This window comes from Enterobacter sp. C4G1 (assembly GCF_052886895.1).
This window is the reverse complement of record NZ_JBQVVV010000002.1, coordinates 1803077-1822992: the sequence shown is the minus strand read 5'-3', so window position 1 is coordinate 1822992 and position 19916 is coordinate 1803077. Positions and strand designations below refer to the sequence as shown.

At 54.4% G+C, this 19916-nt stretch carries 16 protein-coding genes and 1 pseudogene; 12 read left to right on the top strand and 5 right to left on the bottom strand.

All coding sequences use genetic code 11. The features are described from left to right. Window positions 1-50: 50 nt before the first annotated feature. Window positions 51-128, bottom strand: a pseudogene (locus tag ACT9TW_RS22470) (hypothetical protein); the annotation flags it as partial. Window positions 129-163: 35 nt separating this feature from the next. Here ACT9TW_RS22470 and purL point away from each other — a divergent pair. From purL to glnB, 5 genes are all read left to right on the top strand, one after another. Next, window positions 164-4051 carry a phosphoribosylformylglycinamidine synthase gene (gene purL / locus ACT9TW_RS22465; RefSeq protein WP_446493744.1) on the top strand — a complete coding sequence of 1296 codons (3888 nt, stop codon included), beginning with the start codon at window positions 164-166 and terminating at the stop codon, window positions 4049-4051. Window positions 4052-4582: 531 nt separating this feature from the next. Beyond that, entirely contained in the window at window positions 4583-6016 is a 1434-nt protein-coding gene (qseE, locus tag ACT9TW_RS22460; protein WP_446493865.1) for a two component system sensor histidine kinase QseE/GlrK, read from the top strand. Further along, complete coding sequence (qseG, locus tag ACT9TW_RS22455; protein ID WP_446493743.1) at window positions 6013-6774, top strand: two-component system QseEF-associated lipoprotein QseG; 762 nt, start codon at window positions 6013-6015, stop codon at window positions 6772-6774. Before qseE ends, qseG begins: the two co-directional genes overlap by 4 nt. Then, complete coding sequence (gene glrR, locus ACT9TW_RS22450; protein ID WP_182062082.1) at window positions 6771-8108, top strand: two-component system response regulator GlrR; 1338 nt, start codon at window positions 6771-6773, stop codon at window positions 8106-8108. The genes qseG and glrR overlap by 4 nt, the downstream gene beginning before the upstream one ends. Window positions 8109-8188: 80 nt before the next feature. Further along, complete coding sequence (gene glnB, locus ACT9TW_RS22445; protein WP_003860685.1) at window positions 8189-8527, top strand: nitrogen regulatory protein P-II; 339 nt, start codon at window positions 8189-8191, stop codon at window positions 8525-8527. 80 nt (window positions 8528-8607) lie between these two features. Here the strand turns inward: glnB and hmpA are convergent, their stop codons facing one another. Next, entirely contained in the window at window positions 8608-9798 is a 1191-nt protein-coding gene (gene hmpA / locus ACT9TW_RS22440; RefSeq protein ID WP_446493742.1) for an NO-inducible flavohemoprotein, read from the bottom strand. Between the two features lie 304 nt (window positions 9799-10102). On the opposite strand from hmpA, the gene glyA reads away from it, so the two are divergent. Next, window positions 10103-11356, top strand: a complete 1254-nt coding sequence (glyA, locus tag ACT9TW_RS22435) for a serine hydroxymethyltransferase (RefSeq protein WP_182062080.1) — start codon at window positions 10103-10105, stop codon at window positions 11354-11356. A gap of 52 nt (window positions 11357-11408) precedes the next feature. Here glyA and ACT9TW_RS22430 read toward each other — a convergent pair whose 3' ends face one another. Next, complete coding sequence (locus tag ACT9TW_RS22430) at window positions 11409-11831, bottom strand: DoxX family protein (protein ID WP_315686484.1); 423 nt, start codon at window positions 11829-11831, stop codon at window positions 11409-11411. Window positions 11832-12003: 172 nt separating this feature from the next. Between ACT9TW_RS22430 and ACT9TW_RS22425 the strand changes: the two genes are divergently transcribed. Beyond that, window positions 12004-13143 (top strand): 3-phenylpropionate MFS transporter, encoded by a 1140-nt coding sequence (locus tag ACT9TW_RS22425; protein WP_182062078.1) that lies wholly within the window; start codon window positions 12004-12006, stop codon window positions 13141-13143. Here the strand turns inward: ACT9TW_RS22425 and csiE are convergent, their stop codons facing one another. Continuing rightward, window positions 13144-14421, bottom strand: a complete 1278-nt coding sequence (csiE, locus tag ACT9TW_RS22420) for a stationary phase inducible protein CsiE (protein ID WP_446493741.1) — start codon at window positions 14419-14421, stop codon at window positions 13144-13146. Window positions 14422-14546: 125 nt separating this feature from the next. On the opposite strand from csiE, the gene ACT9TW_RS22415 reads away from it, so the two are divergent. Together ACT9TW_RS22415 and ACT9TW_RS22410 are read left to right on the top strand one after the other, a co-directional pair. Next, entirely contained in the window at window positions 14547-15185 is a 639-nt protein-coding gene (locus ACT9TW_RS22415) for a DUF1007 family protein (RefSeq protein ID WP_446493740.1), read from the top strand. After that, complete coding sequence (locus ACT9TW_RS22410) at window positions 15176-16156, top strand: nickel/cobalt transporter (RefSeq protein ID WP_446493739.1); 981 nt, start codon at window positions 15176-15178, stop codon at window positions 16154-16156. The genes ACT9TW_RS22415 and ACT9TW_RS22410 overlap by 10 nt, the downstream gene beginning before the upstream one ends. Before the next feature lie 36 nt (window positions 16157-16192). Here ACT9TW_RS22410 and suhB read toward each other — a convergent pair whose 3' ends face one another. Next, window positions 16193-16996, bottom strand: coding sequence for an inositol-1-monophosphatase (suhB, locus tag ACT9TW_RS22405; RefSeq protein WP_014071352.1), 804 nt, complete (start codon window positions 16994-16996; stop codon window positions 16193-16195). A 131-nt stretch (window positions 16997-17127) separates the two neighbouring features. Here suhB and trmJ point away from each other — a divergent pair, with 131 nt between their 5' ends. From trmJ to ACT9TW_RS22390, 3 genes are all read left to right on the top strand, one after another. After that, window positions 17128-17853, top strand: a complete 726-nt coding sequence (trmJ, locus tag ACT9TW_RS22400; protein ID WP_182062074.1) for a tRNA (cytosine(32)/uridine(32)-2'-O)-methyltransferase TrmJ — start codon at window positions 17128-17130, stop codon at window positions 17851-17853. Between the two features lie 231 nt (window positions 17854-18084). Then, window positions 18085-18576 carry a Fe-S cluster assembly transcriptional regulator IscR gene (gene iscR / locus ACT9TW_RS22395; protein ID WP_182272293.1) on the top strand — a complete coding sequence of 164 codons (492 nt, stop codon included), beginning with the start codon at window positions 18085-18087 and terminating at the stop codon, window positions 18574-18576. Window positions 18577-18695: 119 nt separating this feature from the next. Further along, window positions 18696-19910, top strand: coding sequence for an IscS subfamily cysteine desulfurase (locus tag ACT9TW_RS22390; RefSeq protein WP_182062073.1), 1215 nt, complete (start codon window positions 18696-18698; stop codon window positions 19908-19910). Window positions 19911-19916 lie beyond the last annotated feature (6 nt).

Below are 19916 nucleotides of genomic sequence, written 5' to 3'. Positions count from 1 at the left end.
TGGCAACAAATTAGAGAGAGAGGTCACATCTATTGTTAAATGTCTCTGTCGATTTTATTTCGACGCAAACGGTTTCGTCGGCGCTCAGGATTCTCTATAATGACGCCCGTTTTCCCCCTTGCGCACACTGTAAGCGCCCCGGCGCTTCGAAGACGAGAGACTTATGATGGAAATTCTGCGTGGTTCGCCTGCACTGTCTGCCTTCCGTATCAACAAACTGCTGGCACGTTTTCAGGCAGCCGACCTTCCGGTAAGCAATATTTACGCTGAGTATGTCCATTTTGCTGACCTGAATGCACCCCTGAATGCAGAGGAGCGAGTACAGCTGGAACGCCTGCTCAAGTATGGCCCAAGTCTGAGCAGCCATACGCCAACCGGCAAATTAATCCTGGCTACGCCTCGCCCTGGAACCATCTCCCCCTGGTCTTCCAAAGCCACCGACATTGCCCACAACTGCGGCCTGAACCAGATTAACCGTCTGGAACGCGGTGTGGCGTACTATGTGGAAGCCTCTACGCTGACGGCCGAACAATGGCAGGCCGTTTCCGCTGAACTGCACGATCGCATGATGGAGAGCGTGTTTACCTCTCTGGACGACGCGCAGAAGCTCTTCTCTCACCATCAGCCTGCACCCGTTCAGAGCGTAGACCTGCTGGGGCAGGGCCGTCAGGCGCTGATTGACGCCAACCTGCGTCTCGGCCTGGCACTGGCAGAAGATGAGATTGATTACCTGCAGGACGCGTTCGTTAAGCTGAACCGTAACCCGAACGACATCGAACTCTACATGTTCGCGCAGGCTAACTCCGAGCACTGCCGCCACAAAATCTTCAACGCCGACTGGGTCATCGACGGTGAACAACAGCCGAAGTCGCTGTTCAAAATGATCAAAAACACCATGGAACAAACCCCTGACCACGTGTTGTCTGCCTATAAAGACAACGCCGCGGTGATGGAAGGTTCCGAGGTGGGCCGCTTCTTCGCCGATCGCGAAGCAGGGCGCTATGACTTCCACCAGGAGCCTGCGCATATCCTGATGAAAGTTGAAACCCACAACCACCCGACGGCGATATCTCCGTGGCCAGGTGCGGCAACCGGCTCTGGCGGTGAAATCCGCGATGAAGGCGCAACCGGACGTGGTGCAAAACCGAAAGCCGGTCTGGTGGGCTTCTCTGTTTCCAACCTGCGTATCCCGGGCTTTGAGCAGCCGTGGGAAGAAGATTTCGGTAAGCCAGAGCGCATTGTGACCGCGCTGGATATCATGACCGAAGGCCCGCTGGGCGGCGCAGCATTCAACAACGAATTTGGTCGTCCGGCACTGAACGGTTACTTCCGTACCTACGAAGAGAAAGTTGACAGCCACAACGGCGAAGAGCTGCGCGGCTACCACAAACCGATCATGCTGGCCGGCGGCATCGGTAATATTCGTGCCGATCACGTGCAGAAAGGTGAGATCGTCGTCGGCGCGAAGCTGATCGTACTGGGTGGCCCGGCAATGAACATCGGCCTGGGCGGCGGTGCGGCCTCTTCAATGGCATCCGGTCAGTCTGATGCAGATCTCGACTTCGCTTCTGTACAACGCGACAACCCGGAAATGGAACGTCGTTGCCAGGAAGTGATCGACCGCTGCTGGCAGCTTGGCGATGCTAACCCAATCCTCTTTATTCATGACGTGGGTGCGGGCGGTCTGTCTAACGCCATGCCAGAGCTGGTAAGCGACGGTGGTCGTGGCGGCCGCTTTAACCTGCGTGACATCCTGAGCGATGAGCCAGGCATGAGCCCACTGGAAATCTGGTGTAACGAATCCCAGGAACGCTACGTGCTGGCGGTTGCCGCCGACCAGCTGCCACTGTTTGACGAGCTGTGCCGCCGCGAGCGTGCACCTTATGCCGTTATCGGTGAAGCTACCGAAGAGCAGCACCTCTCATTAAGCGACACTCACTTCGACAATCAGCCAATCGATCTGCCGCTGGACGTGCTGCTCGGCAAAACGCCGAAGATGACTCGCGACGTGCAGACCCGTAAAGCGGCAGGCAAAGCGCTGGATCGTCAGGATATTACCGTTGCCGAAGCGGTAAACCGCGTTCTGCACCTGCCGGCTGTGGCAGAGAAAACCTTCCTGGTTACCATCGGCGACCGTACCGTAACCGGTATGGTGTCGCGCGATCAGATGGTTGGCCCGTGGCAGATCCCGGTGGCGAACTGCGCCGTGACGACCGCGAGCCTCGACAGCTACTACGGTGAAGCAATGGCGCTGGGTGAACGTACGCCGGTGGCGCTGCTGGACTTCGCAGCATCTGCCCGTCTGGCGGTGGGGGAAGCGCTGACCAACATCGCGGCAACCCAGATTGGCGACATCAAGCGTATCAAATTGTCTGCTAACTGGATGGCTGCTGCTGGCCACCCGGGTGAAGATGCAGGTCTGTATGAAGCGGTGAAAGCGGTAGGTGAAGAGCTGTGTCCTGCGCTCGGCCTGACCATTCCGGTGGGTAAAGATTCCATGTCGATGAAAACCCGCTGGCAGGAAGGCAACGAGCAGCGCGAGATGACCTCTCCGCTGTCGCTGGTTATCACAGCATTTGCCCGCGTGGAAGATGTGCGTCATACCATCACCCCGCAGCTGGCGACCGAAGACAACGCCCTGCTGCTGATTGACCTGGGTAAAGGTTACAACGCGCTGGGCGCAACCGCGCTGGCACAGGTTTACCGTCAACTGGGTGACAAACCTGCCGATGTACGCGACGTGGCGCAGTTAAAAGGTTTCTACGATGCCATTCAGGCGCTGGTCGCTCAGCGCAAACTGCTGGCCTACCACGACCGTTCAGACGGTGGCCTGCTGGTTACCCTGGCAGAAATGGCCTTTACCGGTCACTGCGGCGTGGAAGCAAACATTGCCACGCTGGGTGAAGACCGACTGGCAGCGCTGTTCAACGAAGAGCTGGGCGCGGTCATTCAGGTTCGTGCCGCGGATCGCGACGCCGTTGAAGCCGTACTTGCACAGCACGGCCTGGCCGACTGCGTGCACTATCTGGGTAAAGCCGTGCAGGGCGACCGCTTCGTGATTGAAGCTGATGGCCACGCGGTGTTCAGCGAAAGCCGCACTACCCTGCGCATGTGGTGGGCAGAAACCACCTGGCAGATGCAGCGCCTGCGTGACAACCCGGAATGTGCCGATCAGGAACACGACGCGAAAGCCAACGACAACGATCCTGGCCTGAACGTGAAGCTCTCCTTCGACATCAACGAAGACATCGCCGCACCGTACATCGCAACGGGTGCGCGTCCGAAAGTGGCCGTACTGCGTGAGCAGGGTGTTAACTCCCACGTTGAGATGGCGGCAGCCTTCCACCGTGCAGGCTTTGATGCCATCGACGTGCACATGAGTGACCTGCTGGCAGGACGTACCGGTCTGGAAGATTTCCAGGCGCTGGTCGCGTGCGGCGGCTTCTCTTACGGTGACGTGCTGGGCGCGGGTGAAGGCTGGGCGAAATCCATTCTGTTCAACAATCGTGTGCGTGACGAATTCGAAACCTTCTTCCACCGTCCGCAGACGCTGGCGCTGGGTGTGTGTAACGGCTGCCAGATGATGTCTAACCTGCGTGAACTGATCCCGGGTAGCGAAGCCTGGCCGCGCTTTGTGCGTAACCAGTCCGACCGATTCGAAGCGCGTTTCAGCCTGGTAGAAGTCACGCAAAGCCCGTCTCTGCTGTTGCAGGGAATGGTGGGCTCGCAGATGCCAATTGCGGTTTCTCACGGTGAAGGACAAATCGAAGTGCGTAACGCGGCACACCTTGCCGAGCTGGAAAGCAAAGGTCTGGTGGCACTGCGCTTCGTCGATAACTTCGGCAAAGTCACGCAAACCTATCCGGCTAACCCGAATGGCTCAGCGAACGGTATCACCGCTGTTACCACGGAAAACGGCCGTGTGACCATCATGATGCCGCACCCGGAACGCGTATTCCGCACGGTGAGCAACTCGTGGCACCCGGAAAACTGGGGTGAAGACAGCCCGTGGATGCGTATTTTCCGCAATGCGCGTAAACAGCTTGGCTAATCATTAACGATTGCCCTTAAAAGCCCGGTCAGCGATTTGCGACCGGGCTTTTTTATGCCTGTCGCAAAACCGCGACAATCCGCTATTTGTAGTGTCGCCAAATGGCGACATTTAAGTTATTGATTTATTTAAGGCTGGCTGAGTTTCTGATAACGTGTTGCTATTTAGCGACACTTAGGGTGAAAATCATTCAACAACCAATTAATATATTTAACCTTGAAAATCTTTAAATATCATATAGATAAATAATTGTTTTGCATTATGGCACGGCTGTTGCATAATAATAACCAGTGGCTCATTCACCCTCTTATGTCAGCCCCTTCGGGACGTGCTACATAAACTTCGAATGACGCACAAAAAGGTGCCTGCCGTCCAACTACTGATAAAAGCATTGCTTATCAGGCCAGGGCGTAACGTCGAGTTAGGCACCGCCTCATTCCATAACAAAGCCGGGTTTTTACCCGGCTTTGTTGTATCTGAAGGGCAGACTCAGTTACGCTCTCCTGAAACCAACATGAAGAGAGTAATGTGTTGAAACGCTGGCCTGTTTTCCCTCGTTCCTTACGACAACTCGTGATGATGGCGTTTTTGCTGATCCTGTTGCCTCTGCTGGTTCTGGCGTGGCAGGCATGGCAAAGCCTGAATGCGCTAAGTGCTCAGGCAGCGCTAACCAACCGTACTACTCTGGTTGATGCAAGACGTAGTGAAGCGATGACGAATGCTGCGCTGGAGATGGAGCGAAGCTATCGTCAGTACTGCGTTCTGGACGATCGCACACTGGAAAAGGTGTATCAAAATCAGCGTAAGCGTTACAGCGAAATGCTGGATGCACACGCAGGTGTCCTGCCTGACGACAAACTGTATCAGGCGCTGCGTCAGGATCTTAACGATCTGGCTCAGCTTCAGTGTCACAACAGTGGCCCGGCAGCCTCTGCCGCCGTGCGCCTTGAGGCCTTTGCCAGCGCCAACACGGACATGGTTCAGGCGACGCGAACGGTGATTTATTCCCGTGGGCAGCAGCTGCAACAAGAGATTGCCGAACGAGGTCAGTTCTTTGGCTGGCAGGCGCTGGTGCTGTTTTTGGTCAGCCTGGGGCTGGTATTGCTGTTTACTCGTATGATCATCGGCCCGGTGAAAGGGATCCAGCGAATGATCAATCGCCTTGGCGAGGGGAAATCGCTGGGTGATACGGTCGCTTTTAAGGGGCCGCGTGAATTACGCTCGGTCGGGCAACGGATCATCTGGCTCTCTGAGCGTCTGGCATGGCTCGAATCTCAGCGTCATCAATTTTTACGCCATATCTCTCATGAGCTGAAAACGCCGCTCGCCAGTATGCGCGAAGGCACAGAGCTGCTGGCTGACGAGGTGGCAGGGCCATTAACCGTCGAACAAAAAGAGATTGTCGAAATCCTGGATGCCAGCAGCCGTAATTTGCAAAAGCTCATCGAGCAACTGCTGGATTACAACCGCAAACTGGCTGATGGCGCAGTGGTTCTGGAAAAAGTCGCGATAGCGCCGCTGGTGGATATGGTTATCTCCGCACATAGCCTGCCAGCAAGAGCTAAAATGATGCATACCAACGTGGAACTTGGTGAGTCAGTCTGTTTTGCAGAGCCGATGTTGTTAATGAGCGTACTGGATAATCTTTATTCCAATGCGGTGCACTATGGTACTGAATCCGGTAACATTTATATCCGTAGTTATACCAATGGCTCGCGCGTGTTTATTGACGTAGCTAATACGGGAACCCCAATCCCTGATGACGAAAAAACGATGATTTTCGAACCCTTCTTCCAGGGGAGCCATCAGCGAAAAGGTGCGGTTAAAGGAAGCGGTCTGGGGTTGAGTATTGCCCGCGACTGCATACGGCGAATGCAGGGTGAGCTCAATATCGCCAGTGACGAACGCTCGGATGTGTGCTTTCGTATCGAACTGCCTCTTGGGCCGGAAAAATCAATACAATGAATCTATGTCTGGTGAGTATGTCACACGTCTTTTTCCGCGCAGTGCGCGCGGTGTTTTCCAGCAAAAAATTACGCCTGGGTCTGCCATGTCTTCTGCTGGCTGGCTGCGTTTCCCATGCACCAAAGAGTGCCATCAATGATAAACAGGATGCCAGATGGCCAGATAATCAGCTGGCCGATTTTCTGACAACGGGATGCGACGATATCTGGAATTTATCGGGGCATGACGTTGAAGCAAACCCGCTGTTCTGGTTGCGTGGCATAGATTGCTCGCAGCGCCTTGCGCCGACAACCGCGCGAGCGCGGGCGGCGATGTGGGACGATGACACCTGGCAGGACGCGTTTAAACGCGCCATTTTACTGGCTGATGCCAAAATTACACCTGTTGAACGTCGTGCAAATACCTCACGCCTGGACGGGCTGGCGGCAAGCATTCCGGCGCAGGTGCGCCCGGTGTATCAGCTCTGGCGGGACGGGCAGGTACAGCAACTTCAGCTGGCCGAGGAGCGCTCTCGCTACAGCAAATTGCAGCAGTCCAGCGATGCTGAACTCGATACGCTTCGCCAGCAGCAGGATTACTTACGCGCCCAGCTTGATACCACCACGCGCAAGCTTGAAAACCTGACCGATATAGAAAGACAGCTTTCGACGCGTAAACCGGCGAGCAACTATCTGCCTGATGGATCAAAGGGGAGTTCGCCATCCACCTCGCAAGATCAGGATAGCGACACGCAGAAACAAGAGGATGTGAAGCCATGACAAGCCGCAAACCTGCCCATCTCTTGCTGGTGGACGACGACCCTGGATTGTTAAAACTGCTGGGAATGCGTCTGGTCAGCGAAGGCTATAGCGTGGTCACCGCTGAAAGCGGGCAGGAAGGGCTGAAAGTGCTCAGTCGCGAAAAGATAGACCTGGTGATTAGCGATTTGCGCATGGACGAGATGGACGGGATGCAGCTGTTTGCGGAGATCCAGAAGCAGCAGCCAGGGATGCCGGTTATCATCCTCACCGCTCACGGCTCTATCCCCGATGCGGTCGCTGCCACGCAGCAGGGCGTATTCAGTTTTCTGACCAAGCCCGTCGATAAAGACGCGCTTTATAAAGCCATCGACAGCGCGCTTGAACACTCCGCACCTTCTGGTGATGAAGCCTGGCGGGAATCTATCGTGACCCGCAGCCCCGTTATGTTACGCCTGCTCGAACAGGCACGGATGGTGGCGCAGTCTGACGTCAGCGTGCTGATTAATGGCCAGAGCGGAACCGGGAAAGAGATCCTGGCGCAGGCCATCCACAATGCCAGCCCGCGCAGCAAAAATGCCTTTATCGCCATTAACTGTGGCGCACTGCCGGAACAGCTGCTGGAGTCTGAGCTGTTTGGTCACGCGCGCGGGGCCTTTACCGGTGCGGTGAGTAGCAGGGAAGGGCTGTTCCAGGCCGCAGAAGGCGGCACGCTATTTCTTGATGAAATTGGCGATATGCCTGCGCCGTTGCAGGTCAAACTGCTGCGCGTGTTGCAGGAGCGTAAAGTGCGCCCGCTCGGCAGTAACCGCGATATCGACATCAACGTGCGTATCATTTCAGCGACTCACCGTGATTTGCCGAAAGTGATGGCGCGTAACGAGTTCCGTGAAGACCTTTACTACCGTCTGAACGTCGTGAACCTGAAAATCCCCGCGCTTGCCGAACGTGCGGAAGATATTCCGCTGCTGGCTAACCATTTACTGCGCCAGTCTGCCGATCGTCATAAACCCTTCGTGCGTGCTTTTTCTACCGATGCCATGAAGCGCCTGATGACCGCCAGCTGGCCTGGAAACGTGCGCCAGTTGGTCAACGTTATCGAGCAGTGTGTCGCGCTTACTTCGTCGCCGGTGATCAGCGATGCGCTGGTGGAGCAGGCACTCGAAGGGGAAAATACGGCACTGCCGACCTTTGCAGAGGCGCGTAATCAGTTCGAACTGAACTATTTGCGTAAGCTGCTGCAAATTACCAAAGGCAACGTGACCCACGCGGCGCGAATGGCGGGGCGTAACCGTACCGAATTCTACAAACTGCTGTCGCGGCACGAGCTGGAAGCGAACGATTTTAAAGAGTAGTACCGCAAAAACCGAATGAATATGATACTGTGAGCAACCGATTACGAGGCAGCTTACTGGCAAGAGTTTAAGGACCCACCATGAAAAAGATTGATGCGATTATTAAACCTTTCAAACTGGATGATGTACGTGAAGCGCTGGCTGAAGTCGGCATCACCGGGATGACCGTAACAGAAGTGAAAGGTTTTGGTCGCCAGAAGGGCCACACCGAACTGTACCGTGGTGCAGAGTACATGGTGGACTTTCTGCCAAAAGTGAAAATCGAAATCGTGGTGAGCGATGACATCGTGGATACGTGTGTGGATACCATTATCCGCACGGCGCAGACGGGCAAAATTGGCGACGGTAAAATTTTCGTCTTTGACGTGGCGCGCGTGATCCGTATCCGTACCGGTGAAGAAGACGACGCCGCAATTTAATTTTCTTGCCGGGTGGCGCTGCGCTTACCCGGCCTGCAATACCTCTCACAGGCCCGTGCAAGTACAGCGCCGCTGGGCGATTACAGCACCTTATGCGGGCCGAAGCACTCATAATGAATGCTGTCTTTATTCACACCCAGCTCAACCAACTGCTTCGCGGCATACTGCATAAACGCCACCGGGCCACACACATAGAACTGCATATCCGGTGCGCTGAACGCCCCTTCATGCTGGCTTAAATCAATCAAACCTTCGCTGTCGAAGCGAGCAGCCGCGCGATCAGCTTCAGTTGGCTGGCGATACCAGGTGTGCGCGCTAAAGCGTGGCAGATCTGCCGCCAGCGTTTTCACTTCATCCGCAAACGCATGAACGTCGCCATTTTCTGCGGCGTGGAACCAGTTCACCTGCGCGCTGTGGCTCGCTTTCGCCAGCGTATCCAGCATCGCCAGCATTGGTGTTTGACCAACACCTGCGGAAATCAGCGTAACCGGGGTATTGGCGTCAACGGCCATAAAGAAATCACCCGCAGGCGCGGCCAGATGCACCACATCACCCACGCTGGCGTTGTTATGCAGCCAACTGGAAACCTGACCGCCATCTTCGCGTTTCACGGCAATGCGGTAGCCTTTACCGTCAGGCTTACGAGTCAGAGAGTACTGGCGGATCTCCTGGTGCGGGAAACCTTCTGGTTTCAGCCACACGCCCAGATACTGACCTGGCTGATAACCTGCCACTGGTTGGCCATCAACAGGTTCGAATTCGAAGCTGGTAATCAGCGCGCTGCGTGGCGTTTTTTCGACAATACGGAATGCGCGAGTGCCTTCCCAGCCGCCATTTTTACTGGCATTTTCACTGTAGATCTGCGCTTCGCGGTTAATAAAGACACCTGCCAGCACGCCGTAGGCTTTACCCCAGGCGTCCAGTACTTCCTGACCCGGGCTGAACATCTCATCGAGCGTTGCCAGCAGGTGACCGCCAACGATGTTGTATTGCTCTGGCTTGATCTGGAAGCTGGTATGTTTCTGTGCAATTTTCTCTACCGCAGGCAGCAGCGCCGCCAGGTTTTCAATATTGCTGGCATATGCGGCGATAGCGTTAAACAACGCTTCGCGCTGATCGCCGTTACGCTGGTTGCTCATGTTGAAAATCTCTTTGAGCTCCGGGTTATGCGTAAACATACGATCGTAGAAATGTGCGGTGAGTTTAGGGCCGGTTTCAACCAGCAGGGGAATAGTAGCCTTAACAGTAGCGATGGTTTGAGCGTCGAGCATAGCAGCTTCCTTTAGATGTTACTTTAATGATGTATTTTAAATGCATCTTATAGAAAATACCCCTGCGTTGTAAATGGTTCTTTGCATCGTGAAAAATATGCATCACAAACCTGAAAAGAAATCCGTTGAAAATGGTGAGAGCTTTATTCCTCAAACCCTTGCGTGGCGTGGAGGAAAACGTTTGCGTAAAATCCTTTGTCAAGACCTGTTATCACAGAACTAATCAGTTATACTGTTGCCCGTCGTCCAACAGGACTGCCTTTTCAGGCCAAAATTTTATTGTTAGCTGAGTCAGGAGATGCGGATGTTAAAGCGTGAAATGAACATTGCCGATTATGATGCCGAACTGTGGCAGGCTATGGAGCAGGAAAAAGTACGTCAGGAAGAGCACATCGAACTGATCGCCTCCGAGAACTACACCAGCCCGCGCGTTATGCAGGCGCAGGGTTCTCAGCTGACCAACAAATATGCTGAAGGTTACCCGGGCAAGCGCTACTACGGCGGTTGCGAATACGTTGATATCGTTGAGCAACTGGCTATCGACCGCGCAAAAGCGCTGTTTGGTGCAGACTACGCTAACGTGCAGCCGCACTCAGGCTCCCAGGCTAACTTCGCGGTTTACACCGCGCTGCTGCAACCGGGTGATACCGTTCTGGGTATGAACCTGGCGCAAGGCGGTCACCTGACTCACGGTTCCCCGGTTAACTTCTCTGGCAAACTGTACAACATCGTGCCTTATGGTATTGATGAGTCAGGGAAAATTGACTACGAAGAGATGGCGAAGCTGGCTCAGACCCACAAACCGAAGATGATCATCGGTGGCTTCTCTGCATACTCTGGCGTGGTTGACTGGGCAAAAATGCGTGAAATCGCTGACAGCATCGGTGCATATCTGTTCGTGGATATGGCGCACGTTGCCGGTCTGATTGCCGCAGACGTTTACCCGAACCCGGTTCCTCACGCTCACGTCGTGACCACCACCACCCACAAAACCCTGGCGGGTCCGCGCGGCGGCCTGATCCTGGCGAAGGGCGGCGATGAAGAGCTGTACAAAAAACTGAACTCTGCTGTGTTCCCAAGCGCGCAGGGCGGCCCACTGATGCACGTCATCGCGGGTAAAGCGGTTGCGCTGAAAGAAGCGATGGAACCTGAGTTCAAGGTTTATCAGCAGCAGGTTGCTAAAAACGCTAAAGCGATGGTGGAAGTGTTCCTGAGCCGTGGCTATAAAGTGGTTTCTGGCGGCACTGAAAACCACCTGTTCCTGCTGGATCTGGTTGATAAAAACCTGACCGGTAAAGAAGCTGACGCAGCCCTGGGCCGCGCCAACATCACCGTGAACAAAAACAGCGTACCAAACGATCCGAAGAGCCCGTTTGTGACCTCTGGTATCCGTATCGGTTCTCCGGCTGTGACTCGCCGTGGCTTTAAAGAAGCCGAAGTGAAGGAGCTGGCTGGCTGGATGTGTGACGTTCTGGACAATATCAATGACGAAGCGGTAATCGAGCGCGTTAAAGGTAAAGTTCTGGATATCTGCGCGCGCTTCCCGGTGTACGCATAATCCCTCTGCTTTGCAGAAAGTAAAAAGGCCGCGATTGCGGCCTTTTTTTTGTTTAACGCCTGTCGAGGGATATTGCGCCAGGGCCGGTTATCGCCAGCAAAATAAATGCACCAGCAATACTGACGTTCTTGTAGAAATTAATCATATTCGGCACAACCGCATCACCGGTCATATCCCAGTAGTGATGACCAATCACCGCCGTTCCCAGCGTGTAGAAAATAAACAGCACGGCAATAGGGCGAGTGTAAAAACCCAGCACGATAAGAATAGCTGCGGGGACTTCCATCACCACCGCGATAATGGCCGCCAGCATGGGCATGGGGGCGCCGAGCGAGGTCATATATTGAACGGTGCCGCTAAACCCCGTCAGTTTGGGATAGCCAAAAATAATAAACAGGACAACGATGGCGATACGGGCAATCAATAACAGGAAGGAGCGTGAGGAGCCGAAATCGAAATAACGTAAGCTGTTCATGGCAAACGACCTCTGCATGCGATGTAGTTTAAACGTAATACAATTTTCCTGCTCTCGCCATACGCTATCCGGCTCTCACTGATGTTAATTTATCGTTAATTTATAGCACGCTAATGACTTGCTAAAGTCGGGGATTAACGCCAGACTATCGCCTCCATTTCAGGAGGGATTCATGGTTTTGCATTCCACACGCTGGCTGGCGCTCAGCTATTTCACCTACTTTTTTAGCTACGGTATTTTCCTGCCTTTCTGGAGCGTCTGGCTCAAAGGGATTGGCCTTACGCCGGAAACCATTGGCGTGCTGCTGGGCGCCGGGCTGGTTGCGCGTTTTCTGGGAAGTCTGTTAATTGCGCCACGCGTCAGCGATCCCTCCTTACTGATTAAAGCTGTACGAATTCTGGCGCTGCTGACGCTGGTTTTTGTGGCCTGCTTCTGGGTCAGCCATCAGTTTGCCTGGTTGATGGTAGTGATGGTGGGTTTCAATCTGTTCTTCTCTCCGCTGGTACCGCTGACGGATGCGCTGGCGAATACCTGGCAAAAACAGATAACCATGGATTATGGCCGCGTACGCCTGTGGGGTTCGATTGCCTTTGTGATTGGCTCGGCGCTGGTGGGCAAGCTGGTTAGTCTCTACGATTATCACGCCATTCTGGCTTTGTTGAGCCTCGGGATCGCTTCAATGCTGTTGGGTATGTTATTGCGCCCTTCTGTGATGCCGCAGGGAGAAAACCGCCATCAGGAAAGCGCTGGCTGGCCTGCCTGGCGGGCGTTGGTCGTCCAAAGCTGGCGTTTTCTGGCGTGCGTGTGCCTGCTTCAGGGAGCACATGCAGCCTATTACGGTTTTAGCGCAATTTACTGGCAAGGGGCAGGGTACTCGGCTTCAGCCGTGGGGTATCTCTGGTCGCTTGGCGTTGTTGCTGAGGTGATTATCTTTGCCCTGAGCAAAAAACTGTTCCGTCGCTTTGGGGCTCGCGACCTGCTGCTGCTTTCCGCCGTGTGCGGTGTGGCGCGCTGGGGCATTATGGGCTGGACGACAGAACTGCCGTGGCTTCTCGTGGCGCAAATCCTGCACTGTGGCACCTTCACGGTGTGCCATCTGGCTGCCATGCGCTATATTTCAGCCCGGGAAGGTGGGGATGTTATTCGCTTGCAGGCGGTCTATTCAGCCGTCGCAATGGGCGGCAGTATTGCCGTGATGACAGTATTTGCGGGCTTCCTGTATCAGCAGTTGGGCCACGGCGTATTCTGGGTCATGGCACTGGTCGCGCTGCCCGCAATGGTAGTACGTCCCAAAGTGGCGGCGCGGGTCTGATTACGACTCCAGCATGGCGCGAATATGTTCTTGCTGCTGCGCATTGAGTGTCTCAACGGCATGGATCAGCGGTGGTGAGAACAGCGGCAGCGCCGTAGGGTAGGGGGTGATAACCAGTGAGGCTTCACGCGGTGCTCCCTCCTTCTGAAAAGCCTGTAACGTCAGATAACGAATATTGAGCGGCAGCAGCGTCAGTTCACGTAGCTGTTGCTCAATTAACGCCTCGCACTCTTTATCATCCCCCGTTAACAGCACGACCTGTTTTTCGTGCAGATCGTTCTCCTGCATCAGCCAGGCTCCAAAAATCACCGCCACCAGGCTCATCTCTTCTTCGGAAAAACGCAGCCCGAATTCGGCTTCCAGCTCAAACAGCGACGCTTTGGTTGTACGCAGCAGGCGTGGGTAAAGGCGATGGATCTCTTCCGGCAGGCTGTTATCGATGCCGATATCAAATAAAGAGCGATCAAGCGCCTGAGTCAGGTGGATATAAAGCTGATCGGTCAGCCCTTGCTCGTCGCTGAAGTTCATCCCGGTCTGCGCCCGAAAGCGCGCAATCATGCGGACAATAGTACGGCGTAAACGCTGGTCCTGCTGGTGTTTATCCAGAACCGGATCGGGGGTGCGCAGCATCATGAACAGCAGCGACAAAAACAGTTGCTCATCGATGTGCGGCGCCGCGGGTACACGACGTTTCCAGTGGCGAACAATCTCCTGCGCCGTAAAATATTCTCCCCTGGACTGCGCCCAGTTGCGCTGAACGTGGGTGAAGCGCGGCGTATTCCCCTGATGGTGTTGAATCAGACAATATTGTAAAAATAGCTGTAAAAACTGCACATCCCGGCATTCAAACTGGCGCTGAAGCCTGCGGGAACAGAAGTTAATCAGCGCGCGCAGGTTGATGTCATCGTACAGAGGGCGGGCAATGCCGTGCCGTTTAAGTGCGGTTTTTAATGCCGGAGTAAACTGGTGAGAAACAAACTGTGGGCAAAGCCTGAGCGCCCTGCGCAGCCAGTGCAGCAGGCATAAACGCTGATTCAGCGCGGTGCCCTCAATTCGGTAGCTGCCGTCATGATGGGTGACGATATCAAGCCGATGATAGCGCTGGATTTCATCGCGTGTCTCGGCTATATCTTGCCGTGCGATGGTGTCGTCTACCCCGTTGGCAGCCGTAATGCTCTGTGCGGTGACGGCAGTATCTGGCAGGTAGAGCATCAAAAGCACCTGGCAGCGGCGCTGCGAACTGGAAAGCACAGATGGTATCTCAAGCGTCGTCATCATCTGTCGGGTATCCAGTGTGAGTGTTTGGTAAGAATAGCTAAAGGATGTCCGCAATAAAGCGCAACGGGAATGCTTTCCTTCAGGATTGCAGGCGAACATCACAGAATTTTTGACGTGAGGAATTGATGCAAATAGTTAAACAAAGTGCTCTGGCGTTATTTTTGGCGGTTTTCACTTTTACCGTCAGCGCACATCCTCACAGTTTTATTAGTCTGCAAACAACGCTGGTGACAGACGGGACGCAACTTAGCGGCCTTAAGATGCGCTGGATGATGGACGAAATCACCTCTGCTGACCTGCTTTATGATGCCGGAAATGCCAAACCTGGCGATGATGTCTGGAAAAAACTGGCGGCGGAAGTGATGGCGAATGTATTGGGTCAGCACTATTTCACCGAGTTCTGGCATAACGGCCAGAAAGTTAAATTCCTTAATCGCCCGACGGAATACGGGATGTCGCGTGAAGGGCATCAGGCGGTGCTGACGTTTGTGCTGCCTCTGGCGCAACCCCAGCCGCTGGCGGGGCAAAAGTATACTTTTTCAACTTTTGACCCAAGCTATTACGTCGATATGAGTTATGCCGAAGACAACGATGCGCAGCTGCCTGCCGGGCTGCAAAAACGCTGTACGCTGGCGGTCCACACCCCTAAACCCAGTGAAGAAACGCTTAACTTTGCCGTGTCTCTCGATAAAGAAGATGCTCCGCCAGAGGATATGGAGCTGGGTAAACAGTTTGCACAGCAGGTTACGTTGCAATGTCAGTGATCTCTTCCCCCGTCAGAAAACCCCGCCGCGGGTTGCAGCTTTGGCCGCTGGCCCTGTTTCTGGTGTTGGCCGCAGGCGGCACGCTTTGGCTGTGGCAAGTATGGCCGCAGGTGATGATGAAAAGCATCCTCTGGCAGCGTGATGTTAATCAGCAGATGAGCGGGCTGCTAAAAGCCGTGGCCGACAACCCGACTCAGGCGGGGGGATCGTTGCTGATTTTCAGCTTTCTGTATGGTGTTTTGCACGCGCTTGGCCCCGGACACGGCAAAATTGTGATTACCACCTGGCTTGCCACGCATCCCTCAAAGCTGAAATCGAGTATTGGCCTGACGCTGGCCTCCTCATTGCTACAGGGGTTTGTGGCTATTGTGCTGGTAGTGGTTGTCCTGTCGCTTCTGCAACTCCCGGTGCGTCAGCTTCATTTGAGCAGTTTCTGGCTGGAGAAGGGCAGCTACGCGCTGGTGGGTGTGCTGGGGCTGATCCTCTGCTGGCGAGCACTAAAGAAAATGCGCGCCTTACTGCAAAAACCAACATTCAAAACCTTTATGCCATACCACGTTCACGATGCTCATTGCGGCTGTGGACATCAACATTTGCCGACTCAAAAACAGCTGCAAAATGGCGATGACTGGCGCGCACGGTTGATGATTGTCCTCTCGATGGGAATGCGCTCGTGTTCGGGGGCGATCATGGTGCTGCTGTTCAGTAAGGTTATTGGTGTGTTTGGCTGGGGAATGATCTCAGCGCTGGCGATGGCGGCGGGAACATCACTAACGATTACTTCACTGGCGTTGCTGGTTCACAGTTTCCGTCAACTGGCGGTAAAACTGAGCGGTAATAAAACGCCGGTATTGTGGCGACAGGTTGGCTGGACAACACTTGCGCTGGCAGGTGGCGTTATTTTACTTGTTGCGGCGGTAACGATGTGGATGAGTGCGGTGCCGGTAGGAAGGGGATTGCGGCCGTTTTAACAGGGGCGGGCAGGTGCCCGCACCCTGATGACTGAATTAACGCTTCAGCGCGTCGCTCAGTTCATCACGCATGTTTGCCAGCATGGCTTTAACAACGCGTGGGTTACCTGCAACGATGTTGCCGGTGGTCATGTAGTTGTGGCCGCCGGTGAAGTCACATACTAGTGCGCCCGCTTCACGCGCGATCAACTCACCCGCAGCAAAGTCCCACGGCTTCAGTGCCAGTTCGAAGTAACCGTCAACGCGACCGGTCGCAACGTATGCCAGATCCAGCGCAGCAGAGCCGGTGCGACGGAAATCAGCACATTCGGTGAACAGTTTGCCCAGGATATTCATATAAGTGGTTGCGTGCTGCTTCGCTTTGAACGGGAAGCCGGTCGCCAGAATGGTGCCGTCCAGGTCACGTGCATTGCTGCAACGCAGACGGTAGCCGTTCAGCTGAGCGCCCTGGCCGCGGGTTGCGGTGAACAGTTCGTTACGCATTGGATCGTAGACAACGGCGACTTCAGTACGGCCTTTAATGCGTACAGCGATAGACACAGAGAAGTGTGGCAGGCGTTTTACGAAGTTGGTGGTGCCATCCAGTGGATCGATAACCCATTGAACATCCTGATCGGTACCTTCATGTTCACCGCTTTCTTCGGTGATGATGGTGTGCTGCGGGTAAGATTTGCGGATCGTTTCGATAATAATCGCTTCTGCGGCTTTATCGACGTTAGTCACGAAATCATTGCTGCCTTTCTGGCTGGTTTCTACGGAGTCTGGAGTTTCGTAGTGTTTGGCAATTACATTACCCGCCTTGCGCGCTGCGCGCACGGCGATGGTCAGCATCGGATGCATCGGTCTCTCTCACTGGATGTTAAAGAACATGAAAATCGGCGCAGAGTATAGCAGCGGGATCGGATTATGTCTCCCGATTATGATAATATGCCCGAATATTCTTCAGACACTGAATTCAGACACTAAAAACTATGCTGCAAAACATTCGAATCGTGCTGGTCGAAACATCGCATACCGGCAATATGGGCTCTGTTGCCCGCGCAATGAAAACCATGGGTTTAACCAATCTGTGGCTGGTAAACCCACTGGTCAAACCCGACTCCCAGGCTATCGCCCTGGCAGCCGGTGCCAGTGATGTTATCGGCAATGCCCAGATTGTTGATACCCTCGACGAAGCTCTGGCAGGTTGTAGCCTGGTGGTGGGCACCAGTGCGCGTTCACGTACGCTGCCGTGGCCGATGCTGGACCCGCGTGAATGCGGCCTGAAAAGCGTGGCAGAAGCTGAACAGGCACCAGTTGCACTGGTGTTTGGCCGTGAACGCGTTGGCCTGACCAACGACGAACTGCAAAAATGTCATTATCACGTGGCGATTGCCGCAAACCCGGAATACAGCTCGCTGAACCTGGCGATGGCGGTACAGGTTATTGCCTACGAAGTGCGCATGGCCTGGCTGGCAACGCAGGAGAAACCGGTAGAACATAAAGAAGAGGCGGCTTACCCGCTGGTGGACGACCTGGAGCGTTTCTACGGTCATCTGGAACAGACCCTGCTTTCAACCGGTTTTATCCGTGAAGGTCACCCGGGGCAGGTGATGAACAAACTGCGCCGTATGTTCACCCGTGCGCGCCCGGAAAGCCAGGAGCTGAACATCCTGCGCGGTATCCTGGCGTCGATTGAGCAAAAGAATAAAGAGTAGCGTCGTCTGTTCGCCGGGTGGCGCTTCGCTTACCCGGCCTACAAAACCGTAGGTCGGGTAAGCGAAGCGCCACCCGACAAAAACGGCACGGAAGGTTAAATACCTGACTAAAACAGTCAAGTAAATAGTTGACCAATTTAGTCAGGAATGTCAGACTTGGCCCTGCTATGCAATACCCCCATTTTACAATAAAAAACCCCGGGCAGGGGCGAGTTTGAGGTTAAGTAAGACATGAGACTGACATCTAAAGGGCGTTATGCCGTGACCGCGATGCTGGACGTTGCGCTCAACTCCGAAGCGGGCCCGGTTCCGTTGGCTGATATTTCTGAACGACAAGGGATCTCCCTCTCTTACCTGGAACAGCTGTTCTCCAGACTGCGTAAAAATGGACTGGTTTCCAGCGTTCGTGGCCCAGGCGGCGGATATCTGCTGGGTAAAGACGCGGGCAGTATTGCGGTAGGCGAAGTGATTAGCGCAGTTGACGAATCCGTTGACGCGACCCGTTGCCAGGGTAAAGGCGGCTGCCAGGGCGGCGATAAGTGCCTGACCCATGCGCTGTGGCGCGATCTGAGTGACCGTCTGACCGGCTTCCTGAACAACATCACCCTTGGTGAGCTGGTGAATAACCAGGAAGTTCTGGATGTATCTGGTCGTCAGCACAACCATGATTCCCAACGCAGCACCCGCGCGCAAGACGCAATCGACGTTAAACTGCGCGCGTAATAAAAAGATAAGTATTTCAGAATCAGGCCGGGGCGTTCGCTCGCCCCGTGTACTCGGTCGTACATCCAGCCGGTTGCCTGATTCCTTGCATTGAAGCGATGTACGGAGTTTATAGAGCAATGAAATTACCGATTTATCTCGATTACTCCGCAACCACGCCGGTGGACCCGCGTGTTGCCGAGAAAATGATGCAGTGTCTGACCCTGGACGGAAACTTTGGTAACCCAGCTTCCCGTTCACACCGTTTTGGCTGGCATGCTGAAGAGGCGGTAGATATCGCCCGTAATCAGATTGCTGACCTGGTGGGTGCCGATCCGCGTGAAATCGTATTCACCTCCGGTGCAACCGAATCCGACAACCTGGCGATCAAAGGTGCGGCCAACTTTTATCAGAAAAAAGGCAAGCACGTTATCACCAGCAAAACCGAACACAAAGCCGTGCTGGATACCTGCCGTCAGCTGGAGCGTGAAGGGTATGAAGTCACCTACCTGGCACCACAGAGCAACGGTATCATTGACCTGAAAGAGCTCGAAGCGGCAATGCGTGAAGACACCATTCTGGTTTCCATCATGCACGTGAACAACGAAATCGGCGTAGTGCAGGATATCGCGACCATCGGCGAAATGTGCCGTGCGCGCGGCATCATCTATCACGTTGATGCAACTCAGAGCGTGGGTAAACTGCCTATCGACCTGAGCCAGCTGAAAGTGGATCTGATGTCCTTCTCCGGCCACAAAATCTATGGTCCGAAAGGTATTGGCGCGCTTTATGTTCGTCGTAAGCCACGTATCCGTATCGAAGCGCAGATGCACGGCGGCGGTCACGAGCGCGGAATGCGTTCAGGTACTCTGCCTGTTCACCAGATCGTGGGCATGGGCGAAGCGTACCGCATTGCGAAAGAAGAGATGGAAACCGAGATGGCGCGTCTGCGCACTCTGCGTAACCGTCTGTGGGATGGCGTGAAAGATATGGAAGAAGTGTATCTGAACGGTTCCCTGGAGCAGGGCGCACCAAACATCCTCAACGTAAGCTTCAACTATGTTGAAGGCGAATCGCTGATCATGGCGCTGAAAGACCTGGCGGTTTCTTCTGGCTCTGCATGTACTTCTGCAAGCCTGGAGCCATCCTACGTGCTGCGCGCACTGGGGATGACCGACGAGCTGGCACACAGCTCTATCCGTTTCTCTTTAGGTCGTTTCACTACCGAAGAAGAGATTGACTACACCATCAAGCTGGTTCGCAACTCCATTGGCCGTCTGCGTGACCTTTCTCCACTGTGGGAAATGTTCAAACAGGGCGTGGATCTGAACAGCATTGAATGGTCACATCACTAATCGGTA

Excerpts from the sequence above, each read along its gene's own strand:
- csiE (WP_446493741.1), bottom strand. The coding sequence starts at position 14,421 with ATGATGACGACGCTTGAGATACCATCTGTGCTTTCCAGTTCGCAGCGC.
- suhB (WP_014071352.1), bottom strand. The coding sequence starts at position 16,996 with ATGCATCCGATGCTGACCATCGCCGTGCGCGCAGCGCGCAAGGCGGGT.
- ACT9TW_RS22425 (WP_182062078.1), top strand. The coding sequence starts at position 12,004 with ATGGTTTTGCATTCCACACGCTGGCTGGCGCTCAGCTATTTCACCTAC.
- trmJ (WP_182062074.1), top strand. The coding sequence starts at position 17,128 with ATGCTGCAAAACATTCGAATCGTGCTGGTCGAAACATCGCATACCGGC.
- glrR (WP_182062082.1), top strand. The coding sequence starts at position 6,771 with ATGACAAGCCGCAAACCTGCCCATCTCTTGCTGGTGGACGACGACCCT.
- ACT9TW_RS22430 (WP_315686484.1), bottom strand. The coding sequence starts at position 11,831 with ATGAACAGCTTACGTTATTTCGATTTCGGCTCCTCACGCTCCTTCCTG.
- glyA (WP_182062080.1), top strand. The coding sequence starts at position 10,103 with ATGTTAAAGCGTGAAATGAACATTGCCGATTATGATGCCGAACTGTGG.
- ACT9TW_RS22415 (WP_446493740.1), top strand. The coding sequence starts at position 14,547 with ATGCAAATAGTTAAACAAAGTGCTCTGGCGTTATTTTTGGCGGTTTTC.
- ACT9TW_RS22410 (WP_446493739.1), top strand. The coding sequence starts at position 15,176 with ATGTCAGTGATCTCTTCCCCCGTCAGAAAACCCCGCCGCGGGTTGCAG.
- purL (WP_446493744.1), top strand. The coding sequence starts at position 164 with ATGATGGAAATTCTGCGTGGTTCGCCTGCACTGTCTGCCTTCCGTATC.
- hmpA (WP_446493742.1), bottom strand. The coding sequence starts at position 9,798 with ATGCTCGACGCTCAAACCATCGCTACTGTTAAGGCTACTATTCCCCTG.
- qseG (WP_446493743.1), top strand. The coding sequence starts at position 6,013 with ATGAATCTATGTCTGGTGAGTATGTCACACGTCTTTTTCCGCGCAGTG.
- glnB (WP_003860685.1), top strand. The coding sequence starts at position 8,189 with ATGAAAAAGATTGATGCGATTATTAAACCTTTCAAACTGGATGATGTA.
- ACT9TW_RS22390 (WP_182062073.1), top strand. The coding sequence starts at position 18,696 with ATGAAATTACCGATTTATCTCGATTACTCCGCAACCACGCCGGTGGAC.
- iscR (WP_182272293.1), top strand. The coding sequence starts at position 18,085 with ATGAGACTGACATCTAAAGGGCGTTATGCCGTGACCGCGATGCTGGAC.